Below are 20,442 nucleotides of genomic sequence, written 5' to 3' on the forward strand. Positions count from 1 at the left end.
GTATTTTATATAATAGAGACAGAGAATAAATGGGGTGAAAATGATGCAGTTGGAAGAATTAATGAACAAGCATTATAAAAAATTGAACGAAAACGACTTTCATGTTTTGAAATATATTTTGAACCATCAAGACACTTGCTACAAGCTGGGCATCAACGAATTAGCAAAGAAATGCAACGTATCCCGCACATCGATTTTAAGGCTTTCTCAAAAATTGGATTTCAGCGGGTACAGCGAGTTCAGGGTGTTTCTGAAATGGGAGGCCGAGAAACGGGAAGAAGAGCGGGAAGATTGCCGTTCCTTTGAATGCCTCATGAGGGATATGGAAGCAAGCATGAAGTATTTGAAAAATACGGATTTGCGCAAGATGTGTCAGCTCATTGACGAAGCAGACCGCATTTTTGTCTATGGTTCAGGTACCGCTCAGACCACGTGCGCTTATGAGCTGCAGCGAATGTTTGTTTCTCAGCACCGTTATTTGACGGTGATCAAAGATCAAATCGATTTCGACCTCATGTTTCCTGATTTTAGCCCGGCCGATCTGATCATCATCATTTCGCTGTCAGGAGAAACCCCGTCGCTGATTCCGCAGGCACAGTCTCTGTCGGCAAAAGGCATTCCTTTTATCTCTTTGACTAATTTGAAAAATAATCTGCTCGCCCAGCTCACGCCTTACAATCTCTATGCGCCGAGCCAGACGGTGACGGTTTATCCAAAAACGGAGCTGACAGCTTTTGCGCCCTTTTTTCTCGTTGGGGAAGCGCTGTTTCGCAGCTATGTCGACTACGCTGAAGAAAAGAAAAATCAGGAATAACAGGGGGGATTCGCATTGATGCAAAAAGTACAGCGATTCGGAAGCGCCATGTTTGTGCCGGTTTTGCTATTTGCCTTTGCCGGGATCGTCGTGGGCCTCAGCACATTATTTAAAAATGAGCAGCTGATGGGAGCGCTTGCCCGTCAGGACACCTTTTGGTATCAATTCTGGTATATCCTTGAAGAAGGCGGCTGGACTGTCTTCAGGCAAATGCCGCTGCTGTTTGCGGTCGGAATTCCGATCGCACTGGCGAAAAAAGCGCAGGCGAGGGCATGTTTGGAAGCGCTTACTACCTATCTGACCTTCAATTATTTTGTCAGCGCCATTTTGACAGTATGGGGCGATTTTTTCGGTGTTGATATGACACAGGAAGCCGGAGGAACAAGCGGACTTGCGGAAATCGCCGGCATCAAAACCCTTGATACGAACATTATCGGGGCGATTCTGATTTCATCGATTGTCGTTTATATCCACAATCGCTACTTTGATAAGAAGCTGCCCGATTTTTTAGGAATATTTCAAGGCTCTTCATTTGTCGTTATCATTTCATTTGCGATCATGCTTCCGGTAGCGCTTGCGACCGCGTGGATTTGGCCGATGGTGCAGGGCGGCATTGCGTCGCTGCAAAGCTTCCTTGTCGCCTCAGGAGCATTCGGTGTATGGGTTTACACATTTTTGGAAAGAATTTTGATCCCTACAGGCCTGCATCACTTCATCTACACGCCATTTGTTTTCGGCCCGGCCGTAGTTGAAGGCGGAATTGTCACCTATTGGGCGCAGCATCTCAGCGAGTTCTCGGCAAGCTCTGAGCCGTTGAAAGAGCTCTTTCCTCAAGGCGGATTCGCGCTCCACGGAAACTCTAAAATCTTCGGAATTCTGGGGATCGCGCTCGCGATCTATGTAACAGCCAGAAAAGAAAAGAAGAAAATCGTTGCCGGTCTGCTGATTCCGATCACGCTGACAGCGGTGATTGCGGGGATCACGGAGCCGATCGAATTTACGTTTTTGTTCATTTCGCCGCTGCTGTTTTTCGTACACAGTCTCTTGGCCGCGACGATGGCAACCTTGATGTATGCTGCAGGGGTTGTCGGAAATATGGGCGGCGGTTTAATCGAGATTTTAACGCTCAACTGGATCCCTCTGTTTCATCAGCATGGCAGCACTTATATTTTTCAAATTTTGATCGGCTTGTCTTTCACCGCCATTTACTTCTTCGTATTCAGGTTCTTGATTGTAAAATTGGATATCGCCACACCGGGGCGTGAAAAAGACCAGCAGCAGGAGACCAAATTTTATTCGAAAAAAGAATACAAGGCGAAAAAAGAGTCCGAAAAAGAGGTTTCTGCTGCGCAGGAAATGGATGAAACCGATCAGGCGGTTCTTTGCATCAAAGCGCTCGGCGGAAAAGAAAACATAGCTGAAGTGACGAATTGTGCGACAAGACTGAGAGTCAGCGTGTATGATGAATCGAAAGTGGAGCCGGACAGTACGTTTAAGTCCTTTGGCGTTCACGGTGTCGTCAGAAACGGGAAAGCCTTGCAAATTATCATCGGTCTTTCGGTTCCGCAAGTCCGTGAAAGGGTTGAGAAGCTGCTGGATCAATCATAATTGTGCCGGGGAAAATAGCATCTCCTGAAACGACAAATGCAAGTTGCGGAGACTTGCATGTACGATTGGGGGATGCTCTTTTGATGCAGAGACAAGCTAACGCTTCACAGGTTATCCGCATTAGCTCGCTGCATGCCAATTCCCGTTTATTATCTTTTTTTGCAGTTCAGCACGTAAATTTCATTCTTCAGCTGTTCAGATGTTTTAATGACGACTTTTTCGCTGCCCTGAAAATCCAATATGCCGTCGTATCTTTCGATGACTTCGTCAATATGTTTGAAGTGGCGGACATGGGCGCGAGAATCATAGTTAGGCACAGAAATCACCATATCGCTCCCTTGAGGAAGACTTGATAAAAACGCCTTGTCTTTCTCGATATGCTCTAACACTTCCAGCAAAATAAAAACATTGTATTTTTGCAGCATCCGGACGATCGCCTCGTCATATACATTCCCTTCGATGAAAGTAAACGAGGGATTATACCTTTTGGCTTCTTCAAGCATTCCTTTGGAAAAATCGATGCCTAAATATTTTCTGTATCCTTTGTCATATAAAAGCTTTGCGAATCTCCCTGTGCCGCAGCCAATATCAACAATCGTTTCATCTTTGGACTCCGGCAATAGACGTGCAGCTTCTTCATACACCTTTTTCCAAGGACTTTTTTCAAGCGGAATCAGATGTCGGTCAATAAATTGATCATAAAACTCAGCGGGCATTTCCGTTCCCATGTTTTTCACCTCGAAATCTTTTAAATCATCAGTAATAGAAATATATGTCCGGAAAGAAAATGCGTGCGGGAACAATCCCGCCGGATAAGAAAAATGGATCCATTCATCACCGTTTCCGCTGCTCCAAAAAATCTATTATCGCGTCTGCTATTTCTTGTGCGCGCGCATGATAGGTATGCCGCGAATGAACGAGACGGTAGCCGTTGTCTGTGATACGCTGCCTTTCTTTTTCGTTTTGAAGATAGTATTTTGCTTTATCATAAAAGTCTTCAACTTCACAAGCAATGAAATGGGTGCCGTCTTTAAAACCAAGATCGTAAATATCTTGATTTGGTTCCGCCAGCAACAACGTTCTGCAGGCAGGAGCTTCAAAAAATTTCAACAACGGGTAGCGAAGGGTGCTTCCGCACGTGAAAAATATCTTGGCCCTGTTCAGTTCCTGGGCATACTTTTCATTCAAAAAAGCCTGCTTGATTTCTTCTTCATCAGTTATGACATTGCCGGGATGGGTGTGGTGAACAAACCCTTCTTCATGCTTCATGGTCTGCAGTACAGCTTCCCTAAAAAGGTATTTTCCTTTTGGGGGGTATCTTTTGTTTCCTTCATGCACGAGTCCCATGAGCAAATAGTCTATCGTTTTTTTCAACTTCCAGTCCTTGAATATTTCTGGATCAACTGCCCATGGAACCCATCTGAATTTTTCTTCATACTGGGGATATTCATTTAAAAAATGCTCTTTTGTCACTGAAAAAATTAAATCAATTTGGTTTTCTTCGAAATAGCTGCTTCTGATCTGTTGATTAAAATGAGAATCGATCACAAACGCGCCGGTGGGGATGTTTGTATCCTTGAGCCCCCTTATGTTTGGGGATAATGAGAAGCCGTAGGCAATGTCGTAGTGGAAAATGAAATCAGGGCGAAATTGGATTTTGTCCAAAATATCCGGAAGATAGCCGTCTGTATGCCAGTACATGACTTCGGCAAACTCCTCCAGAGATTTCATCATTTTATACTTTACTTCATGTTTGGGCATGGTCTTCCAAAACGTTTTAATCAGAACTAATATTTTCAAGCATCTCCGCATTTCTTTCTCCTCTCAGGAAGTAATCTTTCCCTATTTAATATATGAGGATTAAAAATTGATGTTCAGGCAAGCATGAAAAAGGCGGGGATCTGAAAAATATGCGGAATAAAACGGCAAAACAAAAAGGCGATGCACCTGAGATGCACGCCTTTTTTAATGATTTTCCCGTTCATTGGCGCCGTCCGGATCGATCCATTCCTGCGACCATTTTTCCATTCCTTTAAGGACCGATTCGAGCGCCTGTCCTTTTTCAGTCAGGGAGTATTCGATCCGCACCGGAGTTTCTGGATACACGTGCCGGTGGATGATGCCTTCGTGTTCGAGTTCTTTTAATCTTTCGGATAACAGCCTTCCGCTGATGGGAAGGGAAGATTCTATATGGCAAAACCGCTGCGGGCCGTTAAGAAGCTGGTGAATGATGAATCCATTCCAGCGCTGACTTATCATTTTCATTCCTTTTTCGAATTTCGGACATAAAGATGATAGGCTCATATTTCTCACCTCTCTAGGTCTATTATAACGGTATATCAATGAATGAGCAAAGCTCATAAAATGTCTTGACGTAAGTTTCTTATTTATATATACTAACTTACACAAAGTAAGTAACGAACGAAAAAAGGAGGACACTGCAGACTTCTTACGCGGATGATATGTTGATAGATGGATAAAGTTGGTGTACGTCATTGGTCTTTTAAATAAAAAATAAACTAGAGGAGAAAATAATGAACAACAAATACGAATTAGGTGCATTTATTTTACGTTTGGTTACCGGTCTTACATTTTTGCTTCACGGTCTTTCAAAATTTCAAGGCGGGATTGAAAATACTGTAGGATTTTTCAGCAGTGTCGGAATTCCGGGCTTTCTCGCCTATATCGTAGCGATTATCGAATTGGCCGGAGGGGCTTTAATGATTCTCGGGCTCGGTACGCGTGTGATTGGCCTTTTATTTGCGATTGTCATGCTGGGGGCCATTTTCACTGTTAAGCTATCCGCCGGATTCATGGGAACGGATGGAGGCGCAGGCTATGAATTTGATGTAGCGCTTCTTGCAATGTCTGTATACTTGGGCTTGAGCGGAAGCCGCATGCTGTCTCTTGATGGTTTATTCCGTTCCAAAGGGCAGGAGAAACCAAGGAAAGAAGGAAAAACAGATGACGCAGCAAATCCACCCGGGCACTGAGCTCGGATATGTGAAGCTGAAGGTGAGCCGTCTTGAAAGATCGGTTTCTTTTTACAGGGATGTGATCGGTTTTCAAGTATTAAAACGTGACGGAAAAACGGCGGAGTTCACAGTTGACGGGAAAAATCCGCTTCTGATTATTGAGGAAATTCCAAATGCTGTTGTGCTGCCTGAAAGATCGGCAGCAGGCCTTTATCATTTTGCCATTTTGCTTCCAAATCGCAAGCAGCTCGGCATGGCTGTGAAGCATTTGCTCCGCTCCGGCATTGAACTCGGCCAGGGAGATCACCTTGTCAGCGAGGCGCTTTACTTGTCAGATCCTGATCAAAACGGAATTGAAATCTACCGGGACCGCCCGTGCGAGGGCTGGAAGCGTGATGAACAGGGGAACTACGTGATGGGTACGGAGCCGGTTGATGTCCAAGGTCTTCTTGAAGAAGCCGATGGTCACGAATGGAAAGGTCTTCCCCCTGAAACAAAAATCGGACACGTCCATTTTCATGTCAAGGATTTAAAGCTGGCGAAAGAATTTTACCACTCTGTGCTGGGATTTGATATTACAGGAGATTATCAACACATGTCAGCGCTTTTCGTCTCTGCCGGAGGCTACCATCACCATATCGGCTTAAACATCTGGGCCGGACAACATGCGCCATTTGCTCCACTTAATGCGGCAGGCATGGCATATTACACGGTTCTTCTCCCGAGTCAGGCGGAATTGGACTGCATCGTGAAAAAACTGAAAAGCTCAGGTTATGCCGTTGAGCATCAAGAAAACGCATGGTTTGTTAAAGACCCGGCTTCAGGCATTGATATCAGGTTGACTGCTTGAAAAGGCGAAACTTTAGTTTCGCCTTTTTTTTATGCCATTCAATCAAAGGACAACAATAGCAAAGAATGAGAATAAACAGACATTAATAACAAAGATTCAGGGGCGGCAGCTGTGCTAACATGAATTTGAAAAATTGGAAATGAAACAGGGGTGAAGGTTGATGGCAAAAAGCCTGACTGGCAAGGCGAAACATCCGCCTGTCTGGAATCCGAATGTTGACGGCGGGCGGTTTTGCAATCCCGTTCTTTTCATGGACTACTCAGATCCCGATGTCGTTCGGAAAGGCAGCGACTTTTTTATGGCGGCCTCGAGTTTTTCCTGTTTTCCCGGAATTCCCGTTTTGCACTCGACAGATTTGGTGAATTGGTCTTTGATCAGCCATGTGTTTGACGAGCTCCCCTTCGGCGAATACGAGGCCCCTGCTCACGGCAAAGGAGCATGGGCGCCGAGCATTCGGTACCATAACGGGGAATTCCTGGTGTATTTCGCTACGCCTGATGAGGGAATCTTTATGAGCAAAACATCAGATCCGTTTAAAGGATGGGAGCCTCTCATACATGTCAAAAAGACAAAGGGCTGGATTGATCCTTGTCCATTTTGGGATGACGACGGAAATGCCTATTTGATCCACGCCTATGCCAACAGCAGAATCGGAATCAAGAGCAAGCTGAATCTCTGCCGAATGAAAAAAGACGGAACGGCATTGGAAGACGATGGCGAGATCGTCTTTGACGGTACGCTGAACCACCCTACCATTGAAGGGCCGAAACTGTATAAAAAAGACGGCTATTATTATATCTTTGCCCCGGCTGGAGGGGTGAAGACAGGCTGGCAGACGGTTTTGCGGAGCAAGCAGATTTACGGTCCCTATGAAGATAAGGTTGTCCTCCACCAAGGAAATACAGCGATTAACGGTCCGCACCAGGGAGGCTGGATTGAGCTTGATTCCGAAGAATCATGGTTTATCCACTTTCAAGATCGCGGAGCATTCGGCAGAGTAGTACACCTTCAACCTGTCCGCTGGATCGACGGCTGGCCGTTGATGGGCGAAGACATAGACGGCGACGGGATCGGCGAACCTGTTTTGCAATGGGAAAAGCCGAAGACAAACGCCAAAGAAGTGAAACAGCCCTTTGACCATGCCAATGATGATTTTTCTTCAGATCGCCTTGCGCTTCATTGGCAATGGGAAGCGAATCCGAAGCAAGACTGGTACTCTCTCAGCGCCACTCCCGGCCGGCTTCGCTTGTACAGCCGCGGCATCCCGCATCCGTTCAAACTGAGCCGTCTGCCGAACCTTCTGATGCAGAAATTTTCGGGCCCAAGCTTTACAGCAACAGTCAAATTGTCGCTAAACGCCTTCTCGGACACTATGCTGGCCGGCTTGGCTGTAATGGGAAGGGAATACGCCTATCTCGGCTTTTCGAAATCGGAAAACGGCTATCGGCTTTCTGTATACAAAGGCCGTATGGAAGGTGAGCAGGAAGATGTCAAAACAGAAGAGCACGGTGTACAGGCGGAAACGGTCTATTTGCGCGTGACTGTTGATGAACAGGCGGTGTGCCGTTTCAGCTACAGCATGGATCAGCGTCATTTCACACAGATTGGGGATTCGTTTCAGGCTGTTCCCGGGCGATGGACGGGTGCCAAGGCAGGTGTATATTGCACGGATACCGGAGGAGCAGACGGACAGGACGGCTGGTGCGATATCGATTGGTTCAGGGTCGAACCGGCAGGAGGGGAATGTCATGAATGGTGAACACACATATACGAACCCGGTGTTGACCGGTTTTCACCCAGATCCTTCAATTATCAGAGTCGGGGAAGATTTTTACATGGTGAACTCAACGTTTCAGTATTTCCCGGCAATCGTTATTTCCCACTCTAAAGATTTAGTCCATTGGAAGATCATCGGCCACGGAATTACGGAGAATGACGGATTGGATCTGTCTGATATCAATGATTCACACGGCATTTGGGCGCCCGATATCTCGTATCATGACGGAACCTTCTACATTTTCGCGACACACAGGCTGAACGGACCGACCGTCATCAATGGACGAGAGCTGATCCGCAGACAGATCATGATCAAGTCCAGCCGTCCTGAAGGCCCTTATTCAAAGCCCGTTTTCATTGATGAAGGAAGCGGCATCGATCCGTCTCACTTTGTTGATGACGACGGGAAACACTATATGCTGCTCAGTCCTGCTTGCACGCTCTTTCCTTTAAATGACGAGTGCACAGAAGTTTCCGGCGAGCCGGTTCAGATTTGGGAAGGGACCGGGAGAAGGGCGCCTGAAGGGCCGCATGTGCTGAAAAAAGACGGGTATTACTACGCGATATTGGCGGAAGGAGGCACCGGATATTCCCACTCGATCACGACAGCCCGCTCGACGCATTTGTACGGTCCTTATGAGCCCTGCCCGTATAACCCGATATTAACGCAGACAGACCCGGATGCTCCGATTCAAAGAGCGGGGCACGGCAAGCTCGTTGAAACCCAGAATGGAGAATGGTGGGCGGTGTATCTATGCGGGCGGCCCAATGAGGGAAACTATACAACGGTTGGCAGAGAGACCGCTTTGGATCCCGTCGAATGGAAGGATGACGGCTGGTTTGTCATCAACGGCTTGAACGGCCCGAGTCTGATCCAGCGCGCTCCCAACCTTCCTCCGGTCAAATGGGATGAAAAGACTTTCGACGATTTTGACGATGATACGCTCGGTCTTGACTGGCAGTTTGTCAGAAATCCCGACCATTCAGGCTGGTCTTTGACCGAAAGACCGGGATATCTCAGGCTATGGACAGGTGATTGGGATTTACACGACATCCGCGCAAAAAATACGGTCGTCAGAAGGGAAAAGCACCACCAATACAGCGCCGGCGTGAAACTCGACTTTTCACCTGCGGCGTCCGGCGAGCAAGCGGGGATCGTCTGCTACTACAGCACGCATAATTATTTGAAATGCTGTCTGACCTATGAAGAAGGATTAAAGATCAAGGTCATGGAAAATCGCTCCGGCTTCCAAAAAACGCTTGGGGAAAAACATGCCGAAGCCGGCCCGCTGTATTTAAAAGCCGTCATCAATAAGCAAAAGAGGGATTTTTACTACAGTTATGAAGGGAAGCATTGGCATCACGCAGGCGGTACTTATGATGCCCGTTTCTTAAGCGATGAGGGGTCGCGTGACGCAAAAGGACATACAGGAACGATGGTGGGGGTATTCGCCAATAATGGCGGAAGCGGCAGAAAGGCCGCCGCTGATTTTGACTGGTTCCGTTATACCGCATATTAAATGTCTCTGCTTTTTTTCCTGTATTGAAGCGGCGGGATGCCGACGATTTCTTTAAATACTTTATTAAAGTGGCTGATATGCTTAAAACCGGTATCCGCGGCGATGTCCAATATTTTCTCGTCTGTATCACGAAGCCGTTTTTTCGCTTCGCGGATTCTGATATGCCGGATATACTCCTGAAGATGAAAACCGGTCACTTTTTTAAACACTCTGCTTAAATATGATGGGCTGATATAAAATTGTCCGGCCAGCCCGTTTAATGTCATCGTTTCTTGAAAGCTGCCATTGATATATGAAGCGATTTCCGAGATTTTTTCATCCATCGGGTGAAGCGGCCGTGTTTGATTGCGTCCGCCGCCCGCAAGGCTCCGGTAAATGGTAAAAAGCAGCTGAAACAATAGCGCCCTCACGACATCTTCGTGTCCTTCTTTTTTCAGCTTGCACTCCTTCTTCATCTCCATCAGCAGGTGTTCGACTGCCGCCTGTTCACGGAGGGAAAATGCGATGAAATTTTGATGTTCCGGAAACGGAAGCAGCCGATAATGGCTGCACTCAAGCAATGGTTCAATGAAATTGTGCGAGAAATTAATCAGGATGCGTTCGAACTCTTGAACTTCCGTGCTTGACGTTCGGTGGAGGTCGTGGGGGTTGATGATGATCATCGAGCCTTTTTCCGCGGTATAGACGCTTTGGTTAATAAAATACGTGCGTTCTCCGCTGAGCAGATAATACAGTTCATAGCCTTCATGAACATGCGGCGCGTTCATCTCGGTAAATCCTTTTCTCTGCATATATTGAATCGAAAAAGAATGCTCGGCTATGAAATATTTAGGATGGAGCATGTCGGGCATTCCTCCTTGAAAACGTTTTCTTATCAAGCGGGAGGGATCATATGAAAAAGTTATGTTGCCTGATCTTGATCTTGGTTTTTTCAGCGGGCTGCACGCAGCAAAAGGCGTCAACAGAAGAGGGCGGGGCGCTTGAAATCGATTGGCTCGTACCGCTCCACACGCCGCAGCCTCCGAAGGAGAAGGCGCTTGATATCATTGAAGACAAAACGAATACAAAGCTGAAGCTCATTTGGGTTCCGGATTCAACAAAAGAAGAGCGGATCAATACAACGCTTGCTGGCGGAAGCATGCCTAAAGTGATGACATTGCCTGATCTTGAAGATTCAGCGGTTGTCAGCGCGCTGCGTTCGGGAATGTTCTGGGAAATCGGTCCGTATTTAAAAGACTATCCGAATTTAAGAACGCTTGATAAAACCATTTTAAAAAATATCTCGGTTGATGGCAAAGTTTACGGGATTTATAGAGAAAGGCCGATGGCCAGACAGGGAGTCGTGATTCGGAAAGATTGGCTCGACAATCTCGGCTTGGAAATGCCGGAAACCGTTGATGACCTTTATAAAATAGCAAAAGCGTTCACAGAACAGGACCCCGATCAAAACGGAAAAGACGATACGATCGGTCTTGCCGACCGCAATGATCTCACCTTCGGAGCGTTTAAAACCTTGGCTTCGTACTTTGGCGCACCGAATGAATGGGGGACCGACGAAGACGAAAATCTGTTTCCTTATTTTAAGCATGAGGCCTATAAAGACACAATGGCATATATGAAAAAGTTTTATGAAGAAGGCCTGATGAACCGGGACTTCGCGGTGACAAGCAAAACGCAGCAGCAGGATTTAGTGATTCAGGGAAAAGCGGGAATCTACATCGGCGCAATGAGCGATGCCATGAACTTGCGTGATCAGGGACTCGCTTTGAATCCCGAATTTCAGCTTGAGATCGCAAACCGGATCAAAGGCCCCGACGGCAAGGAGCGCACATGGGCGCTCGGCGGCCATGGCGGGATGTTCGCCATTTCGAAATCAAGCGTCAAGACTGAAGAAGAGGTCAAAAAAATTCTCGCATTTTTTGACAGAATCGCTGAAGAAGACCTCAACAATTTAATGCTGTATGGAATAGAAGGCGTACACTATGAAAAGAAAGGCGACAGCGGCTATTTTCGAAAACAGGAATACTACCATCTGTGGGAAGCGGAAATTCAGCCGTTAAACCAGCTGATCGGCATCAATAAACAAGCTTTAAAAAGCGCTGAAGATCCACTGCGCGCCAAAAATGAAAAGCTTGAGGAGGACAACCGGGCAATCGCAGTCCAGAATCCGGCCGAACCGCTGTATTCCGCCGCACAGATGGACAGGGGAACAGAATTGAAGAAAATCATCGATGACGCCACATTCAAATTTATTCTCGGGGAAATCAATGAAAAAAGCTTTGACAAGGCAGTCGTAAAATGGGAGAAGCATGGCGGCGGAACGATTATGAAAGAGCTGAATGAAGATCTGAAAAAGGCAAACTAAACAGAAAAACCCTTTCCGTTTTTTCAAAAGGAAAGGGTTTTTCATCATATTTGCTCCAAGTTCATTTTCTTTAAATTCTGCAAAATAAACAATATAATTCCATCAAAGGACGAAAAGGAGGAAGCGATATGCAGACTGCCGTTATATATGCACACCCAAATCCAAACAGTTTCAACGGAGCCATTTTAAATCAAGTCATAAAGGCGCTTGAGGACGGTAAGCATTCTTATGATGTCATCGATTTGTACAAAGACCGGTTTGATCCCGTTCTTTTATTTGATGAAAAGAAGAGGCGCTCTGATATGAAGCGCGACCCGGAAACCGCCGAATATCGAAGAATTGTCAAAAACGCCGACCATCTGATTTTCATTTATCCGCTTTGGTGGGGCGGGATGCCGGCGATCATGAAAGGATTTATTGACCGCGTTTTTGCAGCCGGAGAAGCTTATACATATCAAGGAAAGCTGCCAAAAGGCCTGCTGAAGGCGCCTACGGCTTCGGTTTACTACACGGCTGACGCCCCATCATGGTATTTGCGGTTTTGGCGGCGGGATGCCGACTGGGTGACGGTTAAAGATGTGATGTTGAAGTTTTGCGGCGTACGGCGGGTAAGGCGACTGCTGTTTGCCGGTGTGAAAGACAGCTCCGACGGAAAACGAACGCAATGGCTTGACCGTGTCTACCGGTCTATAGCTCCTGCAGATCGGGGGATCAGCGAATGAAAAAGGATCTGAAATGGCTGGATTGGGCGAAGGAAATTCAAGCCATCGCCCAGGCGGGGCTTGCCTATACAAAAGATGACTTTGATCGTGAACGTTTTGAGCGGCTTCGCGAGTTGAGCTGTGAAATTATCGCCGATTATGCGGAAACCGATTTCTCAAAAGTGAAAGAGCTTTTTGCCGGAGAATCGGGCTATCAAACACCTAAAGTCGATGTGAGAGCCGTGATTTTTAAAGATCATAAGCTCCTCCTTGTCCAGGAAAAAGCAGACGGTAAATGGGCGCTGCCAGGCGGATGGGCAGACATCGGCTTTACGCCGAAAGAAATTGCGGTTAAAGAAACGCTTGAAGAGACAGGTTTGAAAGTCAAGGCGCACAAACTTTTGGCGGTCATTGATAAAAAGCGCCATAACCACCCTCCTTCCGCCTTCCACATCTATAAGCTGTTTATTGCCTGTCAAATTGTCGGAGGCAAGGCGGAAGCGGGGATGGAAACGCAAAACCTTGGTTTTTTCCCATTGGAGAATCTGCCTGAATTATCTGAAGCAAGGAATACGTATGAACAGATCGAATACCTTTTTGGAAAGCATGATGCAGTGTATTGCGACTAGGGGAGGAACAGACAATGGATCAGTTGAAATATCCGATCGGCACTTTTTCAAAACCGCTTGAAGCGGAAGAAAGGGAACGGAAAAAATGGATCGGGGATCTGAAGCAAGCGCCGCATCTCCTGAGTAGCGCGGTGGCGGGACTAAATGAAGAACAGCTTGATACGCCGTACCGGACCGGAGGCTGGACTGTCCGGCAAGTCGTTCACCATCTTGCCGACAGCCATATGAACGGCTATATTCGAAGCAAATTGGCACTGACTGAGGAGGCGCCTTTGATCCGCACGTTTGACGAACAGAATTGGGCCGGACTTACCGATGCCAGAACGCTCGATCCGGCTTTGTCGCTGGCGCTTTTGAACACGCTGCATCTGCGCTGGACCGCTTTTTTTGAATCTTTAACAGAAGCGGATTTTGAAAAAGCGTACATTTATCCTGACACAGGAGAGGAAATGAAGCTGTATCAAGCGCTCGCTCTCTATGTGTGGCACTCACACCACCATATTGCCCATATTACAGAGCTTCGAAAAAGAATGGGTTGGAACTGAAAAAACGCGCCGCTGCGCGTTTTTTGTTTACCGTTTGTTTTCAGGGGGGATGGTTAACACTAACATAACAGCAGAATCGTTGGTTTTTGCTTTTTCTAGCCGGTAAATTAAGGTAAGATATATGAGTTATCACTCAAAACGTGATGGATTTATCCTGTGATTAGAGAGAAGTGGTTTTTCATGAAAAAAAATGCGCTGGCGATTTTAAGGATTGTAATTCCGGCGGCTGTTCTTTTGTTTGTCTTTTTTCAAGCGAAAAAAGAACTGGCCGGGCTGTCTTTTAAAGCAACATTTTTGATTATCGATCAAATTAATCGGGTTGACCTGTTTATCCTTGTTTTTCTCGGACTTGCCGCCATTTTGGCGATGACATTATACGATTTTGTTCTGGTTCGCTCCCTCGGAATGAAGGTTTCGAAATGGAAGACGATCAAGGTGTCCTGGATCGCTAACTCGCTTAACAATGTTCTCGGGTTCGGCGGATTGTCCGGTGCAGGATTGAGAACGATCCTTTACAAAGAGCATGTTGATGATGTGAAGAAGCTGATCAGGGGGATCGCATGGCTTGCGTCTTCCATTCTTCTCGGGCTGTCTGTCCTCTGCCTTCTCGTCCTTGCCGGGATTCTGCCTGCCGGAGATCTGTTTACAGAAAAAGCGTGGGTGCTGCTGGCTGTTACCGGTACGGCGATAATCGCTCCCGGTACGGCCATCATTTTAATGATCAAAAAGAGGAGAAGCGCAGGAGCCGAAAAAGGCATGCGGCTTTCGGTCTTCTTTTCGTATTTGGGTGCATCTGTGATCGAGTGGTTTGCCGCTGCAGCGGTTATGTATTATTCCCTTGTAACGATGGGGGTCGATTTAGATGCGAAAACCGTTCTCGGCGTTTTTACAATTGCATCTGTAGCCGGAATGATCAGTCTCGTTCCCGGCGGATTCGGTTCGTTCGACCTGCTTTTTTTGGTGGGGATGAGCAAGCTTGGGGTTGATCAGGAAATCACTCTGACGGCGATTGTGCTTTACAGGCTTGCCTATTCGTTTATCCCTTTTGTATTCGGCCTTATTTTTGCAGCAGCCGATTTGACTGGGAATACAATGAAGAAGCTCGAAGAAAAGCCGATTATTGCCCCGGCAATAGAAACGACCAATATTCTGTTGATTTTACACAGAGCGCTGTTATTCAGACTGCTGAACGGTTCGCTTTCAGTCATCGCGTTTTGCAGCGGAGCGATTGTGATCGCATCCGTGGCGCTGCCGATTGACAGGATTACATTGATACCGAATATTCCGAAGTACATGCTGGTGTTTTTTAACGGCTTGTCCCTCAGTTTCGGCTTGATTTTGCTGATCCTGCCGCTGGAGCTTTATCGGAGGACAAAGAGATCTTATTATATGACGCTGACCGCTTTGGTTCTTGCCTTTCTGTTCACGCTTTTTAAAGGTTTTAATATTAGCGCGGTCTTCATGATTCCTGTGGTATTTGTCCTGTTTGTCCTGCTGAGGGGGCAGTTTACAAGGGAGCGGGCTGTCTACACATTCGGGCAAATCGCATGGGGAGCTTTTATCTTTCTCTTTACTTTGCTGAATTACAATATTATCGCTTCAAACATTTGGGAGGCGCTCGGCCATATTCTCGTAAAAGATTATTTCATTCACAGTGAACGCCATGTCGACTTCGCGACGTTTTTTGCATTATTTTTCGTTCCGCTGTATTTCGTTGTTTTCATCTGGACGTTTAACAGGAAAACGAAAGAGGTCGGTGAAGCTCCTGATCCGGAGAAACTGGAGGCATTCTTAAAAGAAAAAGGCGGAAACGCTTTGAGTCATTTGGGCTTTTTAGGTGACAAGCGGTTTTTTTATTCAAGCGACGGGAATGCGCTGATTCAATTCGCCAAAGTCGGCCAGCGTCTCGTTGTGCTCGGCGACCCGTCCGGCCTGGAAGGCTCGTTTCCGCTCGTGATCAAAGAATTTCTTCATACGGCTGACCAAAAAGGGTATCTTGTCATTTTCTATCAGATCGAACGAGAAGACATGGGGCTCTATCATGATTTCGGATACCGTTTTTTCAAGCTTGGAGAAGAGGCGATTGTCGACCTTGACACCTTTACAATCACCGGAAAAAAGCGGGCCGGGTTAAGGGCGATTCACAACCGCTTTGAACGGGAAGGGTATACATTTCATGTCGAACAGCCGCCGTTTTCGGCAGAATTCCTCAACGAGTTGAGGCAGGTATCTGATGAATGGCTCGGCCGAAAAAAAGAAAAAGGCTTTTCGCTCGGGTTTTTTCATGAAGATTATTTGCAGAAAGCGCCGATTGCCGTTTTAAAAAGCGAAGAAGGTGAGATCGTCGCGTTTATGAATATCATGCCGATGTACCGCGAAGGGGAAATATCCATCGATCTGATGCGCTATTCGAAGAAAGCGCCGAAAGGAATCATGGATGCGCTGTTCATCTATTTATTTCAATGGGGAAAAGAACAGGGCTACACGGCCTTCAATATGGGAATGGCCCCTTTATCGAATGTAGGGACATCGTTTCAGTCATTCTGGACGGAGCGATTAGCCGCTGTGATTTTCAACAATGTCAGCTACATGTACAGTTTTAGCGGACTGCGGTCTTTTAAAGAAAAATATAAACCGGTTTGGCGGGGAAAATATTTAGCCTACCGGAAAAACCGATCTCTCCCGGTGACGATGATCCTTGTGACGAGGCTGATCGGAAGGAGAACGAAGTGAGGCCGTTTTTTAAAACGGTCTTTTTTAGATTGCCATTGTAAGAAGCAATGAAAGGCGGTATACTGCAAATGATTGGAAGGAAAGGATCGAACTCGACAAATGGGGGATCAAAATGAAGCAAATTGAAGTATTAAGATATGACGCATTTTCAAAGACGGCGGGTCTGGGAAACCCGGCGGGCATCGTGCTTGAAGCAGACGGATTGACCGATCGTGAAATGCAGAAGATCGCTGAACAGGCAGGTTATAACGAAACGTCTTTCCTGCTGCCGAGCGAGTCGGCCGACATAAGGATCCGCTACTTTACGCCGGGCCATGAAATGAATCTATGCGGACATGCGACTGTTGCTTCACTTTATGCGCTTCTGGAAAAAGGCGCGATCGAAGCCGGGGCGGAGTTGAAGGTCGAAACAAAAGCGGGTGTTCTTTCCGTGTATACCGCTTCTGACGGCAATCAGCGGTTTTTGGTGACGTTGGAGCAGGCGCCACCGAGTTTTCAGTCATTCACAGGAAGCAGAAGCCAACTGGCGGAAACGCTGGGAATCAGCGAAGCGGACTTTCATGAAGCATTGCCCGTTGTTTACGGCAGCACAGGGATATGGACATTGCTTGTGCCGGTGAGAGATTTGGCCGCAATCCGCAGGATGAAGCCCGTTCAAGCTGAATTCCCCAACATTTTAACCGAAATGCCGCGGGCATCAGTCCACCCGTTTTGCCTGGAGACGATTCATCGGGATTGCCAGCTTCACGGCAGGCATTTTTCATCGCCTTATTCCGGAACGAGTGAAGATCCTGTCACAGGAACAGCATCAGGAGTGATGGGCGCTTATATGAAAACGTACGGAAAGGAATTCTGTGAAGAGGGCCGGACTGATTTTCTAATCGAACAGGGCCAGGAAATGGGAAAAGACGGAAAAGTGAAAATCGAAGTTGCGGAACAAAACGGCATCATGAAAGTGCGGATGACAGGAACCGCTGTATTTGCTGAAAAGCAGAGCTTCGAGGTGTAAAACAGATACCGCCTTTTTTTAACGAGTGATGATCATTGCAAACGCCAGCGGTAAACATTATAATCAACAATGATAATCATTTTCATTTGAGGGGGCGGCCACATGAACGACACGCTGGAAATTCAAAGTATTCGCGATTGTGTCAGAAATAGAAGAACGATTCGAAAGTTTAAACAGGATCCGGTGCCGAAAGAAGTGGTGCTGGAACTCTTGGAAGATGCGGTTTATGCGCCGAACCACAAGCTGACAGAACCGTGGCGGTTCATTTATATCGGGACGGAAAGCGGGAAAAAGAAGCATGCCGACAATTTAAAAGCGGCGTTTAAAGAGCTCAAGCCGAATATGCAGGAAGAACAAATCAATAAGTTCAGAGAGCATATTCTCAGCGTTCCGGCTTTTCTCTTCGTTATTATGAAAGAAGACGAAAACGAACGGGTCAGAAGAGATGATTTTGCAGCCGTCAGCTGTTTGATCCAGAATCTTCAGCTTCTCGCTTGGGAAAAAGGCATCGGCATGGTATGGAAGAGCGGGGAAGTTCTTTCTCATGAAATATTGCACAGGTTAATGGGGCTGAAGCGCGATGAGCGGGTAGCAGCTCTCTTGCAGATCGGATATCCTGCGGAAATTCCTGAAGCGAAGCACAGGACCCCGGCAGCACAGCTACTGACCGAATTAACTTAAAGAATGAGGCCCGGGAATCCCGGGCCTCGATTATTATTTTGACTGCCGCTTTTCCGCGCGCTTTTCCGCGCGCTTATCAGCCGCCTGCATGCGGGCTTGTGCTTCGCGGTCATCCTGATCGGCGAGTTCAGCAGAATATTCCTCGTATACTCCGTCAGCTTCTCTCTTATACTGATCAGGAACTTGAGGGAGCTTTTGCTTGTTTTTGTCACGGTTTTTGTGGATTGCATTTCTGCCCATATGATCACTCCTCATCAATAATCGGCCGGTCAAGCTTTATTGTTCGCTGATCAGGCTCCCGCTATGCATTACGATTTTTCCCTTGCGGCACGCTCAGCCCTTTTAAATTCGCGCGAATATCTGACTTCCTGCGTCTTGTTCAGAGAGGATTTAAAATGCTCCCGTTTTTTCTTGTCAGCCATCTTTTCAAGCCTCCTCAAAACCTCAGTTATTCACAGGCTGTCCGTTTCAACGGCATTTATACAAGTTTTAAGCTTCTTTTAACCGGCGGTTTTCCTCTTCGAATGTTCTCATGCTGTACAGCGTGTACATATCTTTCGGAATTTCATACAGGTGAAATGTATCGCTGCCGGCCCAGTCAAGATCAGTCTTGACGGCATAGGGGAGCTTTTCCGCCGCTTTGAGGGAGCGCATATTTGTTTTTCTGATTTTCATAAAAACGGCTTCGATTTGCTTTTCATAAAAAAGCTCGCAAAAAAACGTGTCTTTCGCCCGTTGATTCAAGCCTTTTCCATGATAAGGTTTGCCGAGCCATGTGCCAAGGAAGCCTTTTTGATCTTCGATTTCATACAAGCTGATGCAGCCGACCGGGTTTTCCCATTCATCAAGTATCGTTCGCGATATCAGCTTTCCCTGTTCTTCTTCTTCGATCATGTTTTTGACATGAAACATATACTCTTCAATCGTCTCCGCTTTATTTCTGACAAAAGGGAAGACATCCGGATGAATCATCAGTTCAAAAAGTGCATAGCAGTCGGTCAGTTCCCGTTTCTTCAGCATGGCAGCCCCTCCTTAGTTTGAGGGCGGCTTTTACAGCAGAACGGGACGCATAAATCCACCCTCGGAATTTTTTAATTTGCGGAAACAGTTGTCCGCGTATCTTGCACATCCATTAAAAAATTCGGGGTGGGAATCGAACCCACTAAAACCAGAGACCTGGTGGCGCACCATTTGCCTTCCCTGTATTGTATGCTGCTAAAAAGATACTTACATTTTACGCAGCTGGGAAAGGAAAAGCTACAAGGCTTTTGTTGGGAAAACAGCTTTTATGTCAAAAGGTGTTGCAGGGCATCTTCCAGTTCGGGATATATGAAATGATAGCCGTTCTGAAGCGCTTTTTTCGGGAGGACGCGCTGCCCTTTCAGCACGAGCATGCTCATTTCTCCGAGGATGCCTTTTATTACAAATTCGGGAACCGGAAGCCAGTGGGGGCGCTTTTCTACTTTCGCGACGGTTTGTCCGAAGGTTTCCATCTGAACGGGATTCGGTGCCGTGACATTGACAGGGCCGGACAGCTGAGGCTGCTCAATCGCTGATAATATCATGCCGACGACGTCTTCGATATGAATCCACGGCACCCATTGCTGCCCTGAGCCGACGCGTCCGCCTGCAAACAATTGATAGGGGAACACCATTTTTGGGAGCGCCCCTCCGTCTTTTCCAAGCACCATGCCAAAACGCATCCAGACGGTGCGGATGCCAAGCGCTTCAATTGGTTCGGCTGCTTTTTCCCACGAAGCTGTCGTTCTGCTTAAAAAATCCTCAGCTGAGACGGGGGATTCCTCTGTGAATGTCTGTTCAAGACTCGTTCCGTAAATGCCGACTGCGCTCGCCTGAATGAAGGTGTTCGGCTTCTTCCGAAGACTTTGTATGATACGGGCCGACTCCTGCACGGAGCGGAGGCGGCTTGCAGCGATTTCCGCCTTCGTTTTTTCATTCCAACGGCCGAAAAGTGATTTTCCGGCTAAATTGATCCAAACATCGATATCGGTCAGCTCTGTTTCAGGGCGGGTGCAGTTTTTTTGCCAGAGAACGTAAGAAGTGTTTTTTTGTTCGGTTTCAGCCGGTTTTCTTGTTAAAATATAGACGTGATGTCCCCGGGCGGTTAAGGCGTTTGTCAAATGCCTGCCGATAAAACCCGTCCCGCCGGAAATCGCAATCTTCATCATGATTCCTCCCTTTCATGATCATTAACCTTATTCTAAAAGAAGAAAAC

Annotated in this window: 21 protein-coding genes; 13 read left to right on the forward strand and 8 right to left on the reverse strand. The window is 46.9% G+C overall.

Annotation, left to right across the window (positions count from 1 at the left end; translation table 11 throughout):
- The first annotated feature begins 43 nt into the window (after window positions 1-43).
- Window positions 44-814 (forward strand): MurR/RpiR family transcriptional regulator, encoded by a 771-nt coding sequence (locus MKZ04_RS21510; protein WP_020450601.1) that lies wholly within the window; start codon window positions 44-46, stop codon window positions 812-814.
- 15 nt (window positions 815-829) lie between these two features.
- Window positions 830-2,422 (forward strand): alpha-glucoside-specific PTS transporter subunit IIBC, encoded by a 1,593-nt coding sequence (locus MKZ04_RS21515; protein WP_026580632.1) that lies wholly within the window; start codon window positions 830-832, stop codon window positions 2,420-2,422.
- 149 nt (window positions 2,423-2,571) lie between these two features.
- On the opposite strand, the gene MKZ04_RS21520 is transcribed toward MKZ04_RS21515, so the two are convergent.
- The 3 genes from MKZ04_RS21520 to MKZ04_RS21530 form a co-directional block, all read right to left on the reverse strand.
- Window positions 2,572-3,150, reverse strand: a complete 579-nt coding sequence (locus MKZ04_RS21520; protein WP_020450603.1) for a class I SAM-dependent methyltransferase — start codon at window positions 3,148-3,150, stop codon at window positions 2,572-2,574.
- A 106-nt stretch (window positions 3,151-3,256) separates the two neighbouring features.
- Window positions 3,257-4,234 carry a glycosyltransferase family protein gene (locus tag MKZ04_RS21525; protein ID WP_341047269.1) on the reverse strand — a complete coding sequence of 326 codons (978 nt, stop codon included), beginning with the start codon at window positions 4,232-4,234 and terminating at the stop codon, window positions 3,257-3,259.
- A 153-nt stretch (window positions 4,235-4,387) separates the two neighbouring features.
- Entirely contained in the window at window positions 4,388-4,726 is a 339-nt protein-coding gene (locus tag MKZ04_RS21530) for a winged helix-turn-helix transcriptional regulator (RefSeq protein ID WP_020450605.1), read from the reverse strand.
- A gap of 230 nt (window positions 4,727-4,956) precedes the next feature.
- Here MKZ04_RS21530 and MKZ04_RS21535 point away from each other — a divergent pair, with 230 nt between their 5' ends.
- The 4 genes from MKZ04_RS21535 (at window position 4,957) to MKZ04_RS21550 (ending at window position 9,543) form a co-directional block, all read left to right on the forward strand.
- Complete coding sequence (locus MKZ04_RS21535) at window positions 4,957-5,415, forward strand: DoxX family protein (RefSeq protein ID WP_020450606.1); 459 nt, start codon at window positions 4,957-4,959, stop codon at window positions 5,413-5,415.
- Entirely contained in the window at window positions 5,387-6,247 is an 861-nt protein-coding gene (locus MKZ04_RS21540) for a VOC family protein (protein WP_020450607.1), read from the forward strand. Before MKZ04_RS21535 ends, MKZ04_RS21540 begins: the two co-directional genes overlap by 29 nt.
- A gap of 160 nt (window positions 6,248-6,407) precedes the next feature.
- Window positions 6,408-8,006 carry a glycoside hydrolase family 43 protein gene (locus MKZ04_RS21545; protein WP_020450608.1) on the forward strand — a complete coding sequence of 533 codons (1,599 nt, stop codon included), beginning with the start codon at window positions 6,408-6,410 and terminating at the stop codon, window positions 8,004-8,006.
- Window positions 7,996-9,543 (forward strand): glycoside hydrolase family 43 protein, encoded by a 1,548-nt coding sequence (locus MKZ04_RS21550; protein WP_020450609.1) that lies wholly within the window; start codon window positions 7,996-7,998, stop codon window positions 9,541-9,543. Before MKZ04_RS21545 ends, MKZ04_RS21550 begins: the two co-directional genes overlap by 11 nt.
- Here the strand turns inward: MKZ04_RS21550 and MKZ04_RS21555 are convergent.
- Complete coding sequence (locus tag MKZ04_RS21555) at window positions 9,540-10,385, reverse strand: helix-turn-helix transcriptional regulator (protein ID WP_020450610.1); 846 nt, start codon at window positions 10,383-10,385, stop codon at window positions 9,540-9,542. The genes MKZ04_RS21550 and MKZ04_RS21555 overlap by 4 nt on opposite strands.
- A 50-nt stretch (window positions 10,386-10,435) precedes the next feature.
- Here MKZ04_RS21555 and MKZ04_RS21560 point away from each other — a divergent pair, with 50 nt between their 5' ends.
- From MKZ04_RS21560 to MKZ04_RS21590, 7 genes are all read left to right on the forward strand, one after another.
- Window positions 10,436-11,908 carry an extracellular solute-binding protein gene (locus MKZ04_RS21560; RefSeq protein ID WP_020450611.1) on the forward strand — a complete coding sequence of 491 codons (1,473 nt, stop codon included), beginning with the start codon at window positions 10,436-10,438 and terminating at the stop codon, window positions 11,906-11,908.
- 128 nt (window positions 11,909-12,036) lie between these two features.
- Window positions 12,037-12,630, forward strand: a complete 594-nt coding sequence (locus MKZ04_RS21565; RefSeq protein ID WP_020450612.1) for an NAD(P)H-dependent oxidoreductase — start codon at window positions 12,037-12,039, stop codon at window positions 12,628-12,630.
- Window positions 12,627-13,238 (forward strand): NUDIX hydrolase, encoded by a 612-nt coding sequence (locus tag MKZ04_RS21570; protein WP_020450613.1) that lies wholly within the window; start codon window positions 12,627-12,629, stop codon window positions 13,236-13,238. The genes MKZ04_RS21565 and MKZ04_RS21570 overlap by 4 nt, the downstream gene beginning before the upstream one ends.
- A gap of 14 nt (window positions 13,239-13,252) precedes the next feature.
- Window positions 13,253-13,783, forward strand: a complete 531-nt coding sequence (locus MKZ04_RS21575; protein ID WP_020450614.1) for a YfiT family bacillithiol transferase — start codon at window positions 13,253-13,255, stop codon at window positions 13,781-13,783.
- A gap of 180 nt (window positions 13,784-13,963) precedes the next feature.
- Window positions 13,964-16,516: a bifunctional lysylphosphatidylglycerol flippase/synthetase MprF gene (gene mprF, locus MKZ04_RS21580; protein WP_023856445.1), complete on the forward strand. Its 2,553-nt coding sequence runs from the start codon at window positions 13,964-13,966 to the stop codon at window positions 16,514-16,516.
- A gap of 112 nt (window positions 16,517-16,628) precedes the next feature.
- Window positions 16,629-17,525, forward strand: a complete 897-nt coding sequence (locus MKZ04_RS21585) for a PhzF family phenazine biosynthesis isomerase (protein ID WP_035339170.1) — start codon at window positions 16,629-16,631, stop codon at window positions 17,523-17,525.
- A 102-nt stretch (window positions 17,526-17,627) separates the two neighbouring features.
- Window positions 17,628-18,206 carry a nitroreductase family protein gene (locus MKZ04_RS21590; RefSeq protein WP_096747967.1) on the forward strand — a complete coding sequence of 193 codons (579 nt, stop codon included), beginning with the start codon at window positions 17,628-17,630 and terminating at the stop codon, window positions 18,204-18,206.
- A gap of 33 nt (window positions 18,207-18,239) precedes the next feature.
- Here the strand turns inward: MKZ04_RS21590 and MKZ04_RS21595 are convergent, their stop codons facing one another.
- The 4 genes from MKZ04_RS21595 to MKZ04_RS21610 all read right to left on the reverse strand — a co-directional run bounded on the left by MKZ04_RS21595 (window position 18,240) and on the right by MKZ04_RS21610 (window position 20,392).
- Window positions 18,240-18,446, reverse strand: a complete 207-nt coding sequence (locus MKZ04_RS21595) for a YfhD family protein (protein WP_341047277.1) — start codon at window positions 18,444-18,446, stop codon at window positions 18,240-18,242.
- Window positions 18,447-18,514: 68 nt separating this feature from the next.
- The gene (locus MKZ04_RS21600) at window positions 18,515-18,628 is read right to left on the reverse strand and encodes a YfhE family protein (protein ID WP_023856002.1); all 114 of its coding nucleotides are present in this window, start codon (window positions 18,626-18,628) and stop codon (window positions 18,515-18,517) included.
- A gap of 67 nt (window positions 18,629-18,695) precedes the next feature.
- Complete coding sequence (locus MKZ04_RS21605) at window positions 18,696-19,226, reverse strand: GNAT family N-acetyltransferase (RefSeq protein ID WP_043054191.1); 531 nt, start codon at window positions 19,224-19,226, stop codon at window positions 18,696-18,698.
- Between the two features lie 266 nt (window positions 19,227-19,492).
- Window positions 19,493-20,392: a TIGR01777 family oxidoreductase gene (locus MKZ04_RS21610; protein WP_341047280.1), complete on the reverse strand. Its 900-nt coding sequence runs from the start codon at window positions 20,390-20,392 to the stop codon at window positions 19,493-19,495.
- Window positions 20,393-20,442: the final 50 nt, after the last annotated feature.

The organism is Bacillus sp. FSL W7-1354, from assembly GCF_038002405.1.
Lineage (GTDB): Bacteria > Bacillota > Bacilli > Bacillales > Bacillaceae > Bacillus > Bacillus paralicheniformis.